Origin of the sequence: Streptomyces sp. NPDC055955 (assembly GCF_042270245.1) — a bacterium.
GTDB lineage: Bacteria > Actinomycetota > Actinomycetes > Streptomycetales > Streptomycetaceae > Streptomyces.
Genome location: NZ_JBHJYS010000012.1, coordinates 255,144 through 273,798, shown reverse-complemented (window position 1 = coordinate 273,798; position 18,655 = coordinate 255,144). Strand labels below are relative to the sequence as shown.

Sequence of the window (18,655 nt, the reverse complement as noted above, 5' to 3'; positions counted from 1 at the left end):
GCGATCGGCCTCGGCGGCATGGGCAGCGCCGCCACCCACCAGCTGTCGGCACGCGGCGCGCGCGTCCGGCCCGGAGAAGGCCGGCCCGCCACCCGCATGTACTCCCGCACGCCTGACGAGCACTTCGTGATCGCCCGGCACCCCGCCCGCCTCGAGTCCGTCACCGTGGCCGCCGAATTCTCCGGCCGCGACTTCACCTTCGTGCCCGTCGTCGGTGGAATCGTCGCCGGCCTCGCACGCACCGGCACCACCGCGCACCCCATCGACCTCTTCGACCCCAGCCGCCTCGCCGCCGCGCCCGCCTGAGGAGTACGCACGTGACGACGACCCCCATCGACCCCAGCCTGATGGCCACGCTGCCCGGGCACTACTACACCGATCCGGAGATCTTCCGGCAGGAGCAGGAACGCATCTTCGAGTCGATGTGGTTCTGTGCCGTGCGGTCCGCCGACCTCGACAAACCGGGCGCGTTCCGCACGGTCCAGGCAGGCCGCGAGAACGTCCTCATCACCCGGTCCCGCACGGGCGGACTACGGGCCTTCCTCAATGTCTGCCGCCACCGCGGCGCCCGCCTGTGCACCGAGGAGTCGGGCCAGGTCCGCCGCAACCTCCAGTGCCCGTACCACGCGTGGACGTACGACCTCGACGGCAAGCTCATCGCCGCGCCGAACCTCGCGCAGATGCCGGACGTCGACCGCACCGAGTACGGCCTCGTCAAGGTCGCCCTGCGCGAGTGGCTCGGCTACGCCTGGGTCTGCCTGGCCGAGGAGCCGCCCTCCTTCGAGGAGACGGTGGTCGGCGCGGCCGTCGAACGGCTCGGCGACACGGCCTCGATCGAGCGCTACCGCACCGAGGAGCTCGCCCTCGGCAAGCGCATCACGTACGACGTGAAGGCCAACTGGAAGCTGATCGTCGAGAACTTCATGGAGTGCTACCACTGCGCGACGATCCATCCCGAACTGACCGACGTCCTGCCGGAGTTCGCCGACGGCTACGCCGCCCAGTACTACGTGGGCCACGGCGCCGCGTTCGGGGACGGCGTGAAGGGCTTCACCGTCGACGGCAGCGAGGGCTTCGGCCGGCTGCCCCAGGTCGCCGACGACCAGGACCGCCGCTACTACGCGATCACCGTGAAACCGACGGTCTTCATCAACCTCGTCCCCGACCATGTGATCCTGCACCGGATGTTCCCGCTCGCCGAGGACCGTACGGTCGTCGAGTGCGACTGGCTCTACGCGCCCGAGGTCGTCGCGTCGGGCACCGATGTCTCCAAGTCCGTGGAGCTGTTCCACCGGGTCAACACCCAGGACTTCGAGGCCTGCGAGCGGACCCAGCCGGCGATGGGCTCCCGTGCCTACCGGCGCGGCGGCGTACTCGTCCCGACCGAGCACCACATCGGGATCTTCCATCAATGGCTGACCTCGCAGCTGGGCGGTGCCCATGCCTGACCTGTTCATCGGCGGAGTGTGGACCACCGCCCGGGACGGGCGGACCCGGGAGATCCGCTGCCCCGCGGACGGCTCGCTCGTCGCCGTGGTCGACGAGGCGGGGGCCAAGGACACCGCCGACGCGATCGCCGCGGCCCGCCACGCCTTCGACGAAGGCCCGTGGCCCCGGATGACGGCGGCCGAACACGGCGACCTCCTGCTGCGCGTCGCGGACCTGCTCGTGCGCGACAAGGACGCGCTGGCCCGGGCCGAGTCCCTGGACACCGGGAAGCGGCTGGTCGAGAGCGCGTACGACATCGACGACATCGCGAACTGCTTCCGCTACTTCGGGCGGCTCGCGGCCGCCGACACCGGACGCGTCGTGGAGACCGGGACGGAGGGCGCCGAGAGCCGCGTCGTGTACGAGCCGGTCGGGGTGTGCGCCCTGATCACCCCGTGGAACTACCCGCTCCTGCAGACCGCGTGGAAGGTCGCCCCGGCGCTCGCCGCCGGGAACACCTTCGTCCTGAAGCCGAGCGAGCTCACCCCGCACACGGCGATCCGTCTGATGCGGCTGCTCGACGAGGCAGGGCTGCCCGCGGGCGTCGCCAACCTGGTCCTCGGCGCGGGCCCGGAGGCGGGCGCGCCGCTCGGCGACCATCCGGACGTGGACCTCGTCTCGTTCACGGGCGGTCTGCGGACGGGACGGCTGCTCATGGCCGCAGCGGCGGGCTCCGTCAAGAAGGTCGCCCTCGAACTCGGCGGCAAGAACCCGAACATCGTGTTCGCGGACGCCGACTTCGACGCGGCCGTCGACATGGCGCTCACCGCGGTGTTCCTGCACTCGGGGCAGGTGTGTTCGGCCGGAGCGCGGCTCCTCGTGGAGGACTCGCTGCACGACCGCTTCGTCGACGAGGTCGTGCGGCGCGCCGAACTCATCAGACCGGGCGGCCCGTTCGACGAGGACGCGCAGACGGGGCCGCTGATCTCGGCCGCGCACCGTGCCAAGGTCGAGGCGTACGTCGCACGGGGCATCGAGGAGGGGGCGGTGCTGCGCTGCGGCGGCGCGCGGCCGGAGTCGGCCGCATGCGAGCAGGGCTTCTACTACCTGCCGACCGTCCTCGACGCGTGCACGAGCGACATGTCCGTGGTGCAGGAGGAATCCTTCGGCCCGGTCCTGACCGTCGAACGGTTCACCGACGAGGAGGAGGCGCTGCGGCTCGCGAACGACTCCATCTACGGGCTCGCGGGCGCCGTCTGGACCGGCGACGAGGGGAAGGCCGCGCGGGTCGCGGCCGGCCTGCGCCTCGGCACGGTCTGGATCAACGACTACCACCCGTACGTCCCCCAGGCGGAGTGGGGCGGCTTCAAGCAGTCCGGCACCGGGCGCGAACTCGGCCCCTCGGGGCTCGCCGAGTACCGCGAGACCAAGCACATCTGGCGTAATACGCGTCCTGTGGCGCAGGGCTGGTTCGGCACGCCGCCGGTGTGTCCCGAGGACGGTGAGCCGTCATGAGCCAGGACGACGGCACACAGGGGAGCCGGAGCGGGGACGACGCCGAACTCGCCGAGTTCGGTTACCGGCCCGAACTCAAGCGCACGCTGGGCAACTTCCACACCTTTGCCGCGGGCATCAGCTACATCTCCATCCTCACCGGCACCTTCCAGCTCTTCTACTTCGGATTCGCGAACGGCGGCCCCGCCTACTGGTGGTCCTGGCCGATGGTGTTCGGCGGCCAGTTCATGGTCGCCCTGTGCTTCGCCGAACTGGCCGCCCGTTACCCCGTCGCGGGTTCGGTCTACAACTGGGCGAAGAAGGTGGGCAATCCGCACATCGGCTGGCTCGCCGGGTGGATGATGCTGCTCGCCTCGGTCGTGTCGATCGCGGCCGTCGCGCTCGCCTACCAGCTGACGCTGCCGCAGATCTCGTCGTCCTTCCAGTTCATCGGGGACGGCACCGGCCCGTACGACGTCGCGACCAACGCCGTCGTCCTGGCCGCCGTACTGATCCTTTTCACGACGCTCGTCAACGCCTTCGGCGTGAAGCTGATGGCGACCATCAACACGGCCGGCGTCTTCCTCGAACTGATCGCGACCGTCGTCCTGATCGTCCTGTTCGCGGTGCACATCGTGCGCGGCCCGCAGGTCGTGACGCACACGGCGGGGGCGGGCCACGGCCAGCCCTTCGGCTACCTGAGCGCGTTCCTGGTCGCGTCGCTGGCCTCCGCGTACGTCATGTACGGCTTCGACACGGCGGCCTCGCTCGGCGAGGAGTCCCTCGACCCGACGCGGAGCGCGCCGCGCGCCATCATCCGCGCGATCGTCGCCTCGTTCGTCCTCGGCGGGCTGATCCTGCTGCTCGCCCTGATGAGCGTGTCGAGCCTGACCGGCAAGAAGCTGTCGACGGACGGCCTGCAGTACGTCGTCCTCGACGTGCTCGGCCCGACAGCGGGCAAGGCGATGCTGTGGTGCGTCCTGATCGCGGTCACCGTGTGCGCGCTCGCCGTGCACACGGCGGCGATCCGCCTGGCCTTCGCGATGTCGCGGGACAACAACCTGCCGGCGTCGTCGGTCCTCGGCCGGGTCAGCCCGCGCTTCAGGACACCGGTCGTCCCGGCCGTCGTCATCGGCGTCCTGGCGCTCGCGATCCTGGTCGTCAACATCCGCCAGCCGCAGATCTTCACCGTGGTCACCAGCATCGGCATCATCATGATCTACCTCGCCTATCTGCTGGTCACCGGCCCGATGCTGGTGGCCCGCCTGCGCGGCACGTGGCAGCCGGCGGGCGACGGGAAGTTCTCCCTCGGCCGCTGGGGACTGCCCGTCAACCTCATCGCCGTGCTGTGGGGCGGCGCCATGACCGTCAACCTGATCTGGCCGCGCGCGGCCGTCTACAACGCCGCCGCCCCCTACCACTGGTACCTGCGCTGGGGCGCCGTCCTGTTCATCGGAGTGATCGCGGGCGGCGGCTTCGCCTACTACTGGTTCGTCCAGCGGCACCGCACCGGTGTCCTCGCCGAACACGCGGCCCAGGCTGCCCCGTCCGATGATTCCGCCGCCCTGGAGGAGGTCACCACCCCGTGAACCAGCCCGTGAACTCTGATGTCTTCGACTACGTCGTCGTCGGGGGAGGCACCGCCGGAAACGTCGTCGCGGCACGCCTGTCCGAGGACCCGTCCGTCACCGTGTGCGTCCTGGAGGCGGGGCCGAGCGACGTGGGCGACGACAACGTCCTCCAACTGGACCGCTGGATGGCCCTGTTGGATTCCGGATACGACTGGGACTACCCGGTCGAGCCGCAGGCCAGCGGCAACAGCTTCATGCGGCACGCGCGCGCCAGGGTCCTCGGCGGCTGCTCGTCCCACAACTCGTGCATCGCCTTCTGGGCGCCGGCCGAGGACCTGGACGACTGGGCGGCGGCGGGGTGCACGGGGTGGAGCGCCGCGGAGGTGTTCCCGCTGTACAAGCGCCTGGAGAACAACGACGCCCCCGGGGACCACCACGGCCGCTCAGGACCGGTGAAACTGCGCACCCTCAAGGGCGCGGACCCGTGCGGCAGCGCGCTGCTCGCGGCCTGCGCCGAGGCCGGCATCCCGACCACCGCGTTCAACTCGGGCCGCACGGTGGTGCGCGGCGCCAACTGGTTCCAGATCAACTCCGACGAGAACAACATCCGCCAGTCGTCCTCGGTCGCCTATCTGCACCCGGTCATGGGCAAGCGGCGCAACCTGACGGTACGGACCGGGGTGCGGGCCAAGCGGCTCGTCTTCGAGGGCCGGCGCTGCGTGGGCGCCGAGTACCTCGACCCCGATCTCATCCACACCAGGACGGTGCGGGCCCGCCGCGAGGTGATCCTCTCCTGCGGCTCCATCGACTCGCCCAAGCTCCTCATGCTGTCCGGGATCGGCCCGGCCGCCCATCTGCGCGAGACGGGCGTGGACGTGCTCGTGGACTCCCCCGGGGTCGGCGAGAACCTCCAGGACCACCCCGAGGGCGTGATCATGTGGGAGGCCAAGCAGCCGATGACCACCACGTCCAGCCAGTGGTGGGAGGCGGGCATCTTCTACGACACAGAGCCCGGCCTCGACCGGCCCGACCTGATGTTCCACTACGGCTCCGTGCCCTTCGACATGAACACCGCGCGGTACGGCTATCCGACGTCGGAGAACGCCTTCTGCCTCACGCCCAACGTGACGCGGGCGAAGTCACGCGGCACCGTGCGGCTGCGCACCCGCGACTACCGGGACAAGCCGCTGGTCGACCCGCGGTACTTCACGCACGAGCACGACGCACGCGTGATGACGTACGGGCTGAAGCTGGCGCGGCGCATCGCGGAGCAGCCCGCGCTCACCGGCTGGGCGGGCGCCGAGCTGGCTCCCGGGCCGGATGTGCGCACCGATGACGAACTGCTCGACTACATCCACAAGACGCACAACACCGTCTACCACCCGGCGTGCACGGTGAAGATGGGCGCGGACGACGATCCCTCGGCCCCGCTCGACGCGCGGCTGCGCGTGAAGGGGACCGAGGGCCTGCGCGTCGCCGACGGCTCCGTGATGCCGGACCTCGTCACGGTCAACCCGTGCATCACGACGATGATGATCGGCGAGAAGTGCGCCGATCTGCTGCGGGCCGACGCCTAGGCTTTTCGTTTGGGATCAGGCCGGACCAGGGAGCGGGTGCCGGCGCCGTGCGTCGCGAGGCGGAGAAAGGGGCCCACGCGGAGCGTCGGCGCCGGCACCGCACCGCGCCGGCACCGCGCGGCGCGGTGCCGGCGCCCGCGAGCCCCGCATGATCCACACGACAGGCCCTGGTTCTCCGGCTTCAGGTCGCCCGGCTCTCGCTCGGCCGGCTCTCACCGGACCGGCTCGCGGGGCGCTTGTACATGCGCGTCGCGGTGATCTCCCCGTGCACCGTCTCCTCGGCCGGGTCCTGCTGCGGCAGGCCCGGCCGCAGGTGCTCCTCGACGCTGATGTACTTCAGCCCTGCCCTGAGGTCCGCGTCATTGCGCAACCTGATGACCAGCGGGAACTCGGCGAGTGCCGTCGTGTCGAACAGGCCGGTGGTGTACAGGAGCTGCACGCCGAGCGCGTCCGACACGGCCCGCTGGAGTTCGAGCAGGTACGTGGCGTTGGCGCGGCCGATCGGGTTGTCGAGGAACAGCGTGCCCGCGTGCCGGTGCCTGTCGCGGCCCCGGTCGTTCGAGCGCAGGGCGGCCATCGTGCAGTACAGGGCGATGGCCGCGGTGAGCAGCTGGCCGCCGGAGAACACGTCGCCCATCTGTCCGACGGGTACCCGCTCGGCGCGCAGCACGGCGTCCGGCTTGAGGATCTCGACGGCGATGCCCTTGGGCTGGAGCGCGGCGGCGACGCCGCGCAGGAGCAGGGACATGCCGTCGCGGCGCAGGTCGGAGTTCTTCTTGACGGCGGCGCGCGTCGCCTCGTCGACGACCTCGCCGAGCCGCTCCACGAGGGTCGCCTGGTCGGGCTCCTCGAAGCGGATCCGCACGAACTCCTGGCCCGACCACTCGCCGAGCCCCTCCGGGAGGCGGGACAGGCGCTGGGCGGAACGCAGCGTGGCGAGCGCCGACTCGACGAGCCCGCGCAGCCGGTCCACGATCGAGTCGCGGTTGCGTTCCAGCTGCTCCAGCTCGTCGGTCAGGACACGCAGCCGGGGCGCGAACGCGTCGGCCCACTTCTGCGCGTGCTCCGGCAGCGACGAGGCGGGCAGCTCGCGGATCTGCTGCCGGGCGGGCGTACGCACCTGCTCGTAGCGCGTGGCGTTCGCATGCCGTACGAGGATGTCGCTCGCGTCGCGCACGGAGGCCTCGGCGGCGGACAGGTCGGCGGCGCACCCGCGCAGGGAGCGCCGGGCCTCGGCCGCGGCGTGCCGGGCTTCTTCGAGGGTGCCGGGGTAGGGCTCGGGCTCGTCCGGCTCGGACTCGTGCCGGTCGGGGTGTTCGCGCAGCAGGTCCTTGAGGAGTGCGGCCGTCTCCTCGAAGCCACCGGTCGCGTCTTCGGCGGCGCGGTGGGCGTCGAGGAGTTCGGTGTGGGCGGCTCGCGCCACGGCCAACGCATCGGTGTGCGCGGCCAGTTCGCCCGTGGCGGTGCGCAGAAGCGTCTGGGCGTGCTCGGCACCGGTGGGCACGAGGTCGTCGGGCAGCTCGGTGTGGGCGTCGTCGCCGTCCCCGGGCGCGTGCCGCTCGGCCTCGCCGCGCAGGCGCCCGAGCTGCTCGCTCGCCGTGGAGACGCGCGCCTCCAGGATCTGGACCAGCTCGTCGGCGCGCGCCGCGGCGGCCTGCCGTGACGGCCCGTCGGAGCCGTCGGGGGACTCCAGGAGCTGGGCGGCGCGGGTGCGGACCTTGTTGCTGAGCCGGTCGAGCTCGGCGAGCGCGGCGCTCTCGTCGCTCTCCGCGCGGGCCTGCTCGGCACGCAGGTCGGCGCCGACGCCGACCTTCTCGTAGACCTGCGATGCCGCGCGGTAGGCCTCACGCAGGGCGGGCAGCGACGGCTTCGGCGTGACACTCTCCGAAGCGGGCCGCTCCGTGTCCGCCGGTACGTCGTCGGGGGCGCCGGCGATCTCCGCGCGTTCGGCACGCAGGGCGCGGGCGGTACGGCGGGCGTCGTCGGCCGCGCGCTGGGCCGCCCTGCGGTCCTCGTCGGCGGAGCGTGCGCGCTCCAGGCATGTCTGGGCGCGTGCCTCCGACTCGACGGCCTCGTCGGCGAGTTCGCGCAGCTTGACCTGCCAGCCGGCGCGCTCGCGCAGCCGGAACGCAAGGCCCGCGAGGGCGTCGGCGACGCGCCGCGCGCGCTGGGCCGCCTCCTGCCGCTCGTCGCGCACGCGCGTCGCCTCGACCGAGGTCTCGTCGGCCTCGGCGCGGACCGTGCGGGCCTCGGCGAGCTCGGCCTCGGCCTCGTCGGCGAAGGCGCGTGCCTCGTGTGCGGCGGCGGCCAGTTCGGCGAGACGTCCGGCCGGGCAGCCGGTGCGCCACGAGCCGATCCGGGCGGCGAGCTCCCGGTCCTTGGAGAGCCGCGCCGCCAGGGCACGAATCTCCTCGTCGCGCTCCGTCGCGCGCGTGCGCAGCGCCTGCCGCTCCTCGTCGGCGGCGTGCTCGTCGTGCATCGCCGGGTTCGGCGGGACGAGGAAGACGCCGCTGTCGCCGGTCTCCTCGTGGGGTGTGGGGGCGAGCAGAGCGGCCGCCGTGCCCACGGCCACGGCGGAGCGGGGCAGCAGGGCGGCGCCGCCGAGGGCCTCGCGGGCCCGGGCGTGCGTGTCGGGGTCGGTGATGACGACGCCGTCGACGAGCTCGGGGCGTGCGGCGAGCACGCGCGCGTGGTCCGCGGGGTCGACGGCCTGGGCGAGGTAGCGCCAGCCGGGCAGGGCGGGGATGCCGTGCTCGCCGAGGAACTCGACGGTGGCGAGGACGTCGGGTCCCGGCGGCAGGAGCCCGCCGTCGCCGAGCGCTCCCAGGATGCGGGCGTCGTCGGCCGCGGCCGTGCGCAGGTCGAAGAGCTGGCGTTCGGCGGAGGCGACGCCGTCGTCGAGGAGAACCTTGAGGTCGTCGGCCGCGCGGTCCAACTCATCGGCCGTGAGCGGGGTTTCGGTGAGGTCGCGGGGGACGGTCGCCACGCGGACGTGCCCGGTCGCACCTGCGTCGGCCGCCGCGGCCCGGGGCGCGGGCACCCCCGCGGCGGGGATCCCCGGGGCGCCGGAGAGTCCGAGCAGCTCGACGACGCGCTCCTCGCGCGCGAGGGCACCGGCGGCGCGGTGCTCGGCCCCGTACGCGTGCTCGGCGGCCGTGGCGGCGTCCGCGGCGCGGGCCGCGGTGAGTTCGGCGCGTGCCTCGGCGCCCGCCGCCTCCCGGGCGTGCTCGCTCGCGCGCCGTGCGGCGTCGCGCGCCGTGTCCCAGGCGGCGACCGTGGTCTTCTCCGAGTCGCTCGCGGCGAGCGCCGCGCGTGCGGGGTCGGCGTCGGGCGCCGAGTCGTCGAGCCAGCCGGCCCGTACCGCCTCGGCGGTCTCCTGCTCCACCTCGGAGAGCCGCTGCCGCAGGTGTCCGACCTCGCTGCGGGCGCGCTGCGCCTCTGTCGCGGCGACGGTCGCGTCACGGTGAGCGGTCTCGCCCGCCTCCTGGAGCGCGGCGGAACGCTCCTCGCCCTCGTTGGCCAGCTGCTCGGCGCTCTCGGCTGCTGCGTGCAGGGCGCGGACGAGGTCGGCGGCGGCCTTGGCGCGGGCGGCGAGGGCCGGGGCTGCGTCCCGCTCGGCCTCGCGGATGGCGACGGCCACGCGCGCGGAGCGGTCGGCGGCCGCGCGGTGGCGCAGGACGGCCTCGGCGGCCTGCCAGGCCGCGTGCAGGGTGCGCGCGTCGGCCAGCTCGCGCTTCTGTGCGGCGGCGGCCTTCTCGGCTCCGGCGAGCGCCAACGAGGCGTGCCGGTAGGCCAGTTCGGAGGCGATGAGGTCGCTGCGGCCGCAGGCCCGCTCCGCCTCGCCGACGGTGTGCGCGGCGGCGGTGACCTGCTGGGCGAGGTCGGCGGCACGGCCGCGCTCCTGGGCGGCGCGGGCGGCGAGCCTGCGGGCCAGGGTGCGGGTGCGGCGCTCGGCCCCGGCGTGCACGTCGCGCGCGCGTGCCCGGGAGTCCGCGGCGTCCACGATGCGGCCGAGCAGGTCCACGGAGCCGGCGGTGAACTCGCGTTCGGCGATCAGCTCGGTGCGCCGCCCCAGCTTGTTGCCGAACCCGCTGACCAGGTCGGCGAGCCCGTCCGTGTCCCGGGTGTCGGTGACGGCACGCAGGAGCAGGTCGGTGAAGTCGGAGTCCTTCTTGACGGCGAAGAGACCGGCGGCCTCACCCTCGTCCGCGTTCATCTCGCGCTGGTAGCGGAAGAGTTCGGGGTCGAGGCCGAGATCGCCCAGGTGCTCGTTCCACCGGTCGTGGATCTCTTCCCAGTGCACTTCGAGGTGCGGGTACGCCTTGCCCGCGTCCGTGAGCGCGTCCCGGAAACCCTTCATGGTGCGCCGCCGCCCCTGCGCGCCGGACACGCCCTCGACCGAGGCCCGTACGGCGGAGGACTCGGCGACGGGCAGCGAGTCCAGGCTCATGCCGGGCCCGGGCCGCAGTGAGTACCAGGCCTCGGCGAACTTCCGCGGGTCGTTCGAGACCTGGCGCCCCCGCCACTCGCTGACCTTGCCGACGACAACGCACTCACCCGTGAGGGTGTGCTGCCACTCCAGGGCGACGTGCCCGCAGTCGTCGGCGAGCAGGAACTTGCGCAGGACGCCGGAGCTGGCGCCGCCGAGCGTGTTCCGGTGGCCCGGCAGCATCACGGAGAAGATCAGCTTCAGGAGTACCGACTTGCCGCCGCCGTTCTCCAGGAAGAGCACGCCGGCGGGCGCGGGGCGGCGCGGCGGGCCGACGGGCTCGTCCTCGAAGAATTCCGCCTGGGTGGGCGCGGGGTCGGGCACGGGCTCGCCGACGCCCCGCAGGTCCAGGACGGTGTCGGCGTAGCGCGCACCGGCGGGCCCGATGGAGTAGAGGCGAATCCGGGACAGCTCGTACATGGCGGCGGACTCTCGTCGTAGTAAGTCGGTAAGGCGGTACGTCGTGGGGCGGTGGTGCGTGACCGGTCAGGAGTGGAAGGGGAGTCCTGCGTCGGCCACGAGCTCCCCGTCGTCCTCGTCCGCGGGCGGCAGGAGGCTGGCTGAGCCGTCCGTGACAGGCACGATGCCGAGGTCCGCCAGCTCGGAGAGGGCCGCGGTGCCGGCCAGGTCGCGGACCTGGAGCTGGTAGCGGGCCGTGGTGCGGTAGGTGCCGCCGGAGTCGTCGCCGGTTCTCTGCAGGAACCCGGAGTCGGTGAGGAACGCGACGGCCTTGGCGACGATGCCGGTGGTGGATCCGGCGAGGCGGCGCGCGTCCTTCGTGGCACCGGTCGAGCTGCGCCGGGCCCAGATGCGCCACGCGGCCTCGAGGCCCGGGGCGTCGGAGGCCGGGTCGGTGTTCTCGCCCTGCTCCTCGGCGCGCTCCTCCAGGCGGCGGCAGGCCTGTCGGACGAAGGCGTCCACGCCGTTGACCGTGACGCGGCCGATGTACCCGTCGTCGGCGAGGTCCTCGGGGCGCGGGAACGCCATGGCGGCGACGGCGAGGTGGGCGAGGCCGTGCAGGAAGCGGTCGGTTCCGTCGGCGGAGGTGCGGCGCGCATAGTCGCCCATCCGGACGGCGAAGACGGAGTCCTCGGCGGCGGTCACGGCCATCCCCGCGCGCGTGGAGACCTCCAGGACGACGAGGCCGAGCCCGGCGGCGACGGCGTCGGCGAGCCGCGCGAACGACGGGTCCTCGCGGTAGCGCCGCAGCAGCTCGGCGTACTCCTGGTCGCGGGCGGGCTGCAGCTTGGGCTGGAGGCCGAAGGCCACGAGCCGAGCCGCGTCGGCGGCGTCGGCCGGGGTGACGGACGCGCCGGCCGCCGGAGCCTCGAAGGACTCCGTCTCGCCCCACGCGGTGTGCTCTGCGGGGTGGTCGGTCACGACTGGTACTCCTTGGTGAGGTCTGCTGCGAAGCTCGGGTGCAGGTCGGTGGAAGGGTGCGGGGCGCAAGCCCGGTGCGCTGCGATCGGCACTACGCGGCCTCCGTCCGGTCGGCCGCCATGCCCGCGGCGTCCAGCAGGGCCGTGCCGACGATGAGGTCGGCGCCGCCGAACTCGGGGTCGTCGAGCTCGGTGCCGTCGTCCACGGCGAAGAGCAGCTTCTCCTCGCCCTGCCGGTAGGCCGTGCCGACCGGCGGGCTGGCCGCGTGAACGGACAGCAGGGCTACCAGGTAAGGCAGTTCGGGGTCACGGCGACGTGCCTCGGCGAGCAGTCCGGAGAGCCTGCGCGGCGCGTCGGAGGGGAGGTCGAGCAGCTCCATGGCGCTCGCGAGCTGCTCCTCGCTGAAGCGGCTGTCGTCCGGCGTCGCGATCAGGTCGGGCTCGGGCATTTCGACGCCGAGGTGCTCCCGCTCCTGGGGCGGGGTGAGCAGTATGTCGATGAGGTCCCCCACCCGTACGGACACGGGCGTCCGCATACCCGTGCCGCGCGCGAAGAACGCGCCGGTGACGCGGCTCGCCTGCTCGACGGGCAGCGGCAGCAGGGGCGCGACGAGCTGCCCGTACAGGTCGAGGCCCGCGCGCGCGGACGGCGCGGCGAAGGCCTGCCGGTCCTGCTCGGCGCGGAACAGCGGGCCCGCTTCGAGGAGGCGGGACTGGAGCTGCGTGTGGCGGCGGATGCAGTCCTTGACGATGTCGACGAGCTCGGCGGCCCGCCGCTTGTGCTCGGGGTCCTCGGACTCGTCGCGGGCCTTGCGGATGTTCGTGAGGATCGCGTTCTCGTGGCGGTACCGGTCGGCGACGTGGTCGAGCGCCTCGGCGATCATGTCCGGGACGGCGTTCAGCCAGTCCACCGCGCGGACGTTCCTCCGGGTCGCGTCCAGGGCCCTGCGGAGGGTCTCGGAGTACTGCACGGTCCGGTACCTGGCCTGCTCGGCGGCGAGCTGGGCGTCGGCGAGACGGCCGCGGCTGATCAGCACCTCCAGCTTCACCTCGGCGGCGATCTGGGCGCTGGTGACGTCGGTGTCGAGGGCGCCCACCAGGACGTTGACCGCTTCGTCCGTGGTGCGGAGGTAGACGCTGCCCCCGTGGCCCGGGACCTCCTCGATCAGCTTGAAGTCGTAGTCCCTGCGGACGTACGAGCCGTCGGGCGCGAACGTGCCGTACACGGCGCGGAAGCCGCGGTCGACGCTGCCGACGTTGATCAGGTTCTCCAGGACCCAGCGGGCCACGCGCTCGTGTTCGGCGACGGGGCGCTGCGGGGCCTGTGCGCCGACGCGGGGGATGAGCCTGGCCACTATCTGCTCGTGGTCGGCGCCCGTGTCGAAGTCCATGTTGAGTGTGACGAGGTCGATGGCGGACAGCGCCACCTCGGCCATGCCGTATCCGGAGTACTCGCCCGCGAGGTTGGCCTTGCGCACGTCGAGGTCGTGCAGCGGCGCGGTGCAGGCGAGCGCGCGAAGGCGGCGCGCGAGCCCTTCGTCGGCGGCCGGGCCCGGTGCGGGCCGCGGCCCCGCGCTGAGCTGGGGCGGAACGGATTCCGTGGTGGCAGGCGAAGTCACGGAGCACAGACTAGGTCCTAGGTCTGACAACGGTCGAAACGGCGCAGAAGCGACCGCCGGCAGCGCGGGCTCCGCGACCGCCCGGAGCGCAGGCCGCGGGCGCCGCGCCGCCGGGTGCGGCGTCCTCCGCCGGCCGTCAGCCGTCCAGCTGTTCGCCCTCGGCGACCCGGCGGCCGTACACGTCGACCAGACCCTCGCGGGAGTCGTCGAGGTACTGGGCGAGCAGCCGCTCGGCGTCGTCGCGGCGCCCCGCCTCCAAGGTCTCCAGGAGCTGCTGGTTGCGGGCGAGATAGGGCTCGTGCAGGCGGCGGGGGTCGTCCACGACGTGGAACGCGAGGCGCAGTTCGGCGAAGACGCTGCGCATCAGTTCGTCGGTCCGCGCGCTGCCCGCGAGCGCCACGAGCTCCCGGTGGAAGTGGATGTTGGCGGTGGAGACGCCCTTCCACTCCCGCGCCTTTGCGGCTCGGAGCCCGTCGGCGACCGCGTCGGCCACCGCACCGAGGTCGTACGGGGGCCGGCCGAGGCCGCGCACGACGGCACACTCGACGAGGCGGCGCGTGAGGTAGATGTCCTCGACGTCCTCGACGGTGAGTACGCGCACGAAGACGCCGCGGTTGAGCTGGTGCACCAGCAGCCGCTCGTGGGTGAGCAGCCGGAACGCCTCGCGCAGCGTGTTGCGCGAAACGCCGAGCGCCCCGCCGATGCTGTCCTCCGACAGCCGCGTCCCGGGCGGGAAGTACCCATCGGCGATGCGGCTCCTGAGGATGTCCGCGACCCGCTCGGCGGTGCTGGTGCGCCCCAGGAGCGCACGGTCGTCCGCCAGTCCGTTCAGTTCGGCCACGCCCGAATTCAAGCGCAGATGCGAGAACGAAACAACACGGGTATTGAGGGATCGTTCAATGATCCTCCGCCTTGGCGGGCAGACGCGGATCCCCGCACGCTCCGCGGCCCTCCGTTCGGCCCACTCAGGAAGCCCCTCATCTCGTCCTGCGAGGCGCTCATGAACACGACCCGACCGCCCGACACGACAGCGACCGTGCCTCCCGCTCACCCTGGTGAACTCCCGCCCCCCGAGGGCCCGTTCGACTGGCTGCGCGATCTCTTCCTCCGCGGCGGGCACGCCTTCGCCGGGCACCTTCGGCTGCTGTGCGCCTCGACTCGTTCGACAACTTCACGCTCCCGCCGAGCATGGTCGCACCGGCCCGCGCACTTCGGACTCGGCGGCGGCCAGACCGGCCTGCTGACCACGGTCACGCTCGGCGTCCGTGCGATCGGCGGCGCCGTCGCCGGCGTCGTGGCGGACCGCATCGGCCGCGTGAAGGCCGTGCAGGCTCCGCCGACGGCGGCGACCATCGACCTGATCGCCGACCTGGACGAGGGCTTCGACCGCCGGCGCCTCGACGACGAGGAGCCCCTGTCCGTCGTCACGAGCACTCACGTGGCCTGCGCCTTCCACGCCGGCGGGTGCCGCGCGTCGTCGGCGGGCCACCGCATCGGCCTGCGAACGGAGGGGCCGCCCCTGCCCCGGGCGCAGGGGCGAAATCCCCGGTGAGGGAATGGTCCTGAGGGCTGTACAGGTACCACCGGACAGCAGGTCGGTCGTGTTCCCTGTCGACCGCTCTACGACGGGCGCCCGTCCCGTGGTCGCCGTAGTGCGCCAGGAAGACCTGCCGGCCGCGGCGCATGCGACTTCGGGCGCACCGGTCCGTTTCGTCCCGGCGGCGGACCGCTGACGGGGGACCCCACAGCGACCGCCGACCCCCGGGACCGGACCCCCACGTCGCCCACGTCACCTCACGCGCCGTCCGCCCCTCACGCCACGTCCGCCTGCTCCACGGCCGCCAGTGCCGCGAGCGCCGAGACCACCGAGCTGGACGCCCGCAGGTCGAGGCGGGCGCTGGTGCCACGCGCCCGGTGGCGCAGTTCGTCCGCGGCGAGGGTGAGGAGCTGGGGGAGCAGATCGGTGCATCGCCGTGCGACCCAGCCCGTGCCCGCCGTGGCGAGCCACAAGAGGCTCGCCGAGCGTGTGGGCGCGGGCCGTTCGGGCCGCGGCGACGGCGGCGTCCCCTGGGCGCGTCCGTCGGCCGCGAGCAGGGCGTGGAACCGAGCGGCGAGCATCCGGTGCCCCCGTTCGCCGGGGTGCAGCCGGTCCGCGCTCCACATGGAGCGGTCCGCGACCCACGCCCCCTCCGCCGCGTGCAGATGCACGGCTCCGTACCGCTCGGACAGGGCGTGGATCACCGAGTTCACCGCCTGCTGGCGCCTCGCGAGCGGCCGGCCGAGCAGGCCGGGCAGCCCCAGCATCGTGCCGGGGTCGGGCAGGCACGCCGTGAGCAGGACCGCGCCCTGTTCCGTGAACGCCGCGTACACGTGGTCGAGGCGGGCGGCCACGGCGTGGATGTCGAACGTGCGGCGCAGGGTGTCGTTGACGCCGACGAGGACGGAGGCGATGTCGGGCCGCAGGGCGAGCGCCTGGGGCATCTGTCGTTCGAGGACGTCAGACGTCTGGGCACCGCTCACCGCGAAATTGTGGAACTCCACGGATGCGCCGTCCGGGGCGAGCCCGGCGGAGAGCAGCTCGGCCCAGCCCCGCCAGGCGTCGCCCACCGGGTCGCCGACTCCTTCGGTGAGGGAGTCCCCGAGGGCGACGAACCGCAGGACCGCGCTCATACGGCATCCCGCCCGGTCACCCGTATCGGCGCGTCGGCCGTCTCTCGAAGAGAAAGGTCCGCCGTCCCCCTGGGATGCACGTCGGCCGTCCCCAGGAGGGGCATGTCAGCAGCCGCTCCCCGAAGAGACACGTCGGCCCTCAGCCGTACCGCGTCGTGCGCCCGCAAGAAGGCGTCCACCGCGGCGCCCCACCCGAAGCACTCCGCACGCGCGCGTGCCGCCTCACGGCGTTCGTCCCGGGAGCGTGCGACGAGTTCCGTCACCGCGACGGCGAACGCCTCACCGGTGTCCTGCGCGACTCCCCCGGCGGGACCCACGACCTCCGGCAGCGCCGACGACGCACTGGCGACGACGGGTGTGCCGCAGGCCATCGCCTCGAGTGCGGCGAGCCCGAACGTCTCCGCGGGACCCGGCGCGAGGCACACGTCGGCGGCGGCCTGCAACGCCGCGAGCCGCCCGCGGTCCGCGACGTGCCCGAGGAACCTCACCGGCAGCCGCCGGGCACGCGCCTGCTGTTCGAGCCGCGCCCGCAACGGCCCGTCCCCGGCGACGACGAGCACGGCCTGCGTTCCCCGGCGGCGGAGGGCGGCCAGCGCGTCGAGCGCGGTCGAGGGCCGCTTCTCCACCGACAGACGCGAGCACATGACGAGCAGCACCTCACCCACGCGCGCGTACCGCTCGCGCACGGCGGGGTCGCGCAGGCCCGGGTGGCAGCGCTCCAGATCGACGCCGAGCGGGGCGCGTACGACGTTGCGTGCCCCGATGCGGATGAACTCGCGTTCGGCGTACTCGGTCGTGCACACCACGCGCGCGTAGGCGTGCGCGGTGCGGGAGTTGAGCGCGTCGGCGGCGCGCAGGGCGGCCTTCTCGGGCAGTCCCCAGGTCCGCAGGACACCGTCGGCCGTCTCGTGGGACACCATCACGGCGGGCACCCGGGCACGCCGTGCCCACTCCCCGGTCCACCTCAGGGTCGTACGGTCGGAGACCTCGATCCGGTCGGGGGCGAGGCGCCCGAGCAGTTCGGCCACGCGCCGCCGGTCGGTGAGGACGCGGTAGCCGCCGGTGCCGGGAAGCAGCATCCCCGGCAGCGTGATGACGCGGCCCTGCACGCTCTCGTGCTCGCCGGCCCGCTCGCCCGGCACGATCAGGACGGGCTCGTGCCCGGCGGCGCGGTAACCGGCCCCCAACTCCCGCAGGGCGGTCCGCAGCCCGCCCGAGGCGGGCGCGACGAAGTTGGCGAGACGCACGATCCGCAGCCCGCTCATGCCGCCACCGCCGTCCGCGCGTCGAGGACTTCTTCGTAGTGGCCGACGAGCTGGTCGCCGACGGCCTCCCAGGTCCGCCCTTCGACCGTGCCGCGGCCGGCCGCCCCGTAGGCGAGGCGGCGCAGCGGGTCCTCGGCGAGCGACCAGACGGCGTCGCGTACGGCGGCCGCGTCACCGGGTGCGACGAGGAGCCCGGTCCGGCCGTGCGCCACGAGGTCCAGCGGCCCGCCGGCGGCGGGCGCGATCACCGGCACGCCGCTGGCCATGGCCTCCTGCACGGTCTGGCAGAACGTCTCGTAGGGCCCCGTGTGGGCGAAGATGTCCAACGAGGCGAAGATGCGGGCGAGTTCGGCACCGGTGCGGCGGCCGAGGAAGACGGCGCCGGGCAGCGCCTCGCGCAGACCGGGCTCGCTGGGGCCGTCGCCGACGACGACCACGCGCACACCGTCGAGGGCGCACACGCCTGCCAACAAGTCGACTTGTTTCTCCGGGGCGAGCCGGCCCACGTAGCCGACGATCAGCTCGCCGTCGGGGGCGAGTTCGCGCCGCAGGGCTTCGTCGCGCAGGTCGGGCCGGAAGCGGACGGTGTCCACGCCGCGCGGCCAGAGGCGCACGCGCGGCACCCCGTGCACCTCCAGGTCGCGCACCGCGGCGCCGGACGGGGCGAGTGTGCGGTCGGCGGCACCGTGGACGCCGCGGATCCGCCGCCACGCGGTGGCCTCACCGGCCCCCATGTACGTACGCGCGTAACCGGCGAGGTCGGTCTGGTACACGGCGACGGCGGGGATCCGCAGCCGTGACGCGGCGGCCATGCCGCGCACGCCGAGGATGAACGGGCTGGCCAGATGGACGAGTTCGGCGCCGTGCGCGGCCACGGCGGCGGCGACCCGGCGGCTCGGCAGCGCCACCCTGACCTGCGGGTAGCCCGGCAGGGGCAGGGACGGCACCCGTATGACCGGGCAGGGGGCGTCGGTGTCGGCGTCAGGGCCCGGCGCGGTGGCCGGAGCGATGACGAGGGGGTCGTGACCGCGGGCGGCGAGGTGCCGGGCGGTCTGCAGGGCGCAGTGCGCCACACCGTTGATGTCGGGGGGAAAGGACTCGGTGACGATGACGACACGCATACCGGTGTTGTCGTCGTGTCGAGCGTGGCCACGTCAACGTGG

At 73.4% G+C, this 18,655-nt stretch carries 11 protein-coding genes and 3 pseudogenes; 7 read left to right on the top strand and 7 right to left on the bottom strand.

What is annotated here, in order from left to right:
- Positions 1-81 precede the first annotated feature (81 nt).
- The 5 genes and pseudogenes from ACFC96_RS24995 to ACFC96_RS24975 form a co-directional block, all read left to right on the top strand.
- Positions 82-306, top strand: a pseudogene (locus tag ACFC96_RS24995) (N-methyltryptophan oxidase); the annotation flags it as partial.
- 41 nt (positions 307-347) lie between these two features.
- The gene (locus ACFC96_RS24990; protein WP_376614191.1) at positions 348-1,448 is read left to right on the top strand and encodes an aromatic ring-hydroxylating dioxygenase subunit alpha; all 1,101 of its coding nucleotides are present in this window, start codon (positions 348-350) and stop codon (positions 1,446-1,448) included.
- Entirely contained in the window at positions 1,441-2,943 is a 1,503-nt protein-coding gene (locus ACFC96_RS24985; RefSeq protein ID WP_376257557.1) for an aldehyde dehydrogenase family protein, read from the top strand. Before ACFC96_RS24990 ends, ACFC96_RS24985 begins: the two co-directional genes overlap by 8 nt.
- Positions 2,940-4,511, top strand: a complete 1,572-nt coding sequence (locus ACFC96_RS24980) for an APC family permease (RefSeq protein WP_376614161.1) — start codon at positions 2,940-2,942, stop codon at positions 4,509-4,511. Before ACFC96_RS24985 ends, ACFC96_RS24980 begins: the two co-directional genes overlap by 4 nt.
- 8 nt (positions 4,512-4,519) lie before the next feature.
- Positions 4,520-6,070, top strand: a complete 1,551-nt coding sequence (locus ACFC96_RS24975) for a GMC family oxidoreductase (protein ID WP_376614189.1) — start codon at positions 4,520-4,522, stop codon at positions 6,068-6,070.
- 181 nt (positions 6,071-6,251) lie between these two features.
- Here ACFC96_RS24975 and ACFC96_RS24970 read toward each other — a convergent pair whose 3' ends face one another.
- From ACFC96_RS24970 to ACFC96_RS24955, 4 genes are all read right to left on the bottom strand, one after another.
- Positions 6,252-10,979, bottom strand: coding sequence for a hypothetical protein (locus ACFC96_RS24970; RefSeq protein ID WP_376614159.1), 4,728 nt, complete (start codon positions 10,977-10,979; stop codon positions 6,252-6,254).
- Between the two features lie 66 nt (positions 10,980-11,045).
- A complete protein-coding gene (locus ACFC96_RS24965) occupies positions 11,046-11,939 on the bottom strand; it encodes a hypothetical protein (RefSeq protein ID WP_340460101.1) in 894 nt (297 codons plus the stop codon).
- Between the two features lie 91 nt (positions 11,940-12,030).
- Positions 12,031-13,557 carry a hypothetical protein gene (locus ACFC96_RS24960; protein ID WP_376614157.1) on the bottom strand — a complete coding sequence of 509 codons (1,527 nt, stop codon included), beginning with the start codon at positions 13,555-13,557 and terminating at the stop codon, positions 12,031-12,033.
- A 136-nt stretch (positions 13,558-13,693) separates the two neighbouring features.
- Positions 13,694-14,398 (bottom strand): GntR family transcriptional regulator, encoded by a 705-nt coding sequence (locus ACFC96_RS24955; RefSeq protein WP_376614155.1) that lies wholly within the window; start codon positions 14,396-14,398, stop codon positions 13,694-13,696.
- A gap of 18 nt (positions 14,399-14,416) precedes the next feature.
- On the opposite strand from ACFC96_RS24955, the pseudogene ACFC96_RS24950 reads away from it, so the two are divergent.
- Together ACFC96_RS24950 and ACFC96_RS24945 are read left to right on the top strand one after the other, a co-directional pair.
- Positions 14,417-14,968 (top strand): annotated as a pseudogene (locus ACFC96_RS24950) (hypothetical protein); the annotation flags it as partial.
- Positions 14,969-15,025: 57 nt separating this feature from the next.
- Positions 15,026-15,290 (top strand): annotated as a pseudogene (locus tag ACFC96_RS24945) (allophanate hydrolase subunit 2 family protein); the annotation flags it as partial.
- 79 nt (positions 15,291-15,369) lie between these two features.
- Here the strand turns inward: ACFC96_RS24945 and ACFC96_RS24940 are convergent.
- Genes ACFC96_RS24940 through ACFC96_RS24930 form a run of 3 tightly spaced genes read right to left on the bottom strand, consistent with a single transcriptional unit; the run spans position 15,370 to position 18,613 of the window.
- Positions 15,370-16,227, bottom strand: coding sequence for an SGNH/GDSL hydrolase family protein (locus ACFC96_RS24940; protein ID WP_376257549.1), 858 nt, complete (start codon positions 16,225-16,227; stop codon positions 15,370-15,372).
- Positions 16,224-17,492, bottom strand: a complete 1,269-nt coding sequence (locus tag ACFC96_RS24935) for a glycosyltransferase (RefSeq protein WP_376614153.1) — start codon at positions 17,490-17,492, stop codon at positions 16,224-16,226. Before ACFC96_RS24935 ends, ACFC96_RS24940 begins: the two co-directional genes overlap by 4 nt.
- The gene (locus ACFC96_RS24930; RefSeq protein WP_376614151.1) at positions 17,489-18,613 is read right to left on the bottom strand and encodes a glycosyltransferase family 4 protein; all 1,125 of its coding nucleotides are present in this window, start codon (positions 18,611-18,613) and stop codon (positions 17,489-17,491) included. Before ACFC96_RS24930 ends, ACFC96_RS24935 begins: the two co-directional genes overlap by 4 nt.
- Positions 18,614-18,655 lie beyond the last annotated feature (42 nt).

Bases quoted from the DNA above. Each gene is read 5' to 3' on its own strand.
- ACFC96_RS24970 (WP_376614159.1), bottom strand. From the start codon at position 10,979: ATGTACGAGCTGTCCCGGATTCGCCTCTACTCCATCGGGCCCGCCGGT.
- ACFC96_RS24980 (WP_376614161.1), top strand. From the start codon at position 2,940: ATGAGCCAGGACGACGGCACACAGGGGAGCCGGAGCGGGGACGACGCC.
- ACFC96_RS24930 (WP_376614151.1), bottom strand. From the start codon at position 18,613: ATGCGTGTCGTCATCGTCACCGAGTCCTTTCCCCCCGACATCAACGGT.
- ACFC96_RS24990 (WP_376614191.1), top strand. From the start codon at position 348: ATGGCCACGCTGCCCGGGCACTACTACACCGATCCGGAGATCTTCCGG.
- ACFC96_RS24935 (WP_376614153.1), bottom strand. From the start codon at position 17,492: ATGAGCGGGCTGCGGATCGTGCGTCTCGCCAACTTCGTCGCGCCCGCC.
- ACFC96_RS24940 (WP_376257549.1), bottom strand. From the start codon at position 16,227: ATGAGCGCGGTCCTGCGGTTCGTCGCCCTCGGGGACTCCCTCACCGAA.
- ACFC96_RS24985 (WP_376257557.1), top strand. From the start codon at position 1,441: ATGCCTGACCTGTTCATCGGCGGAGTGTGGACCACCGCCCGGGACGGG.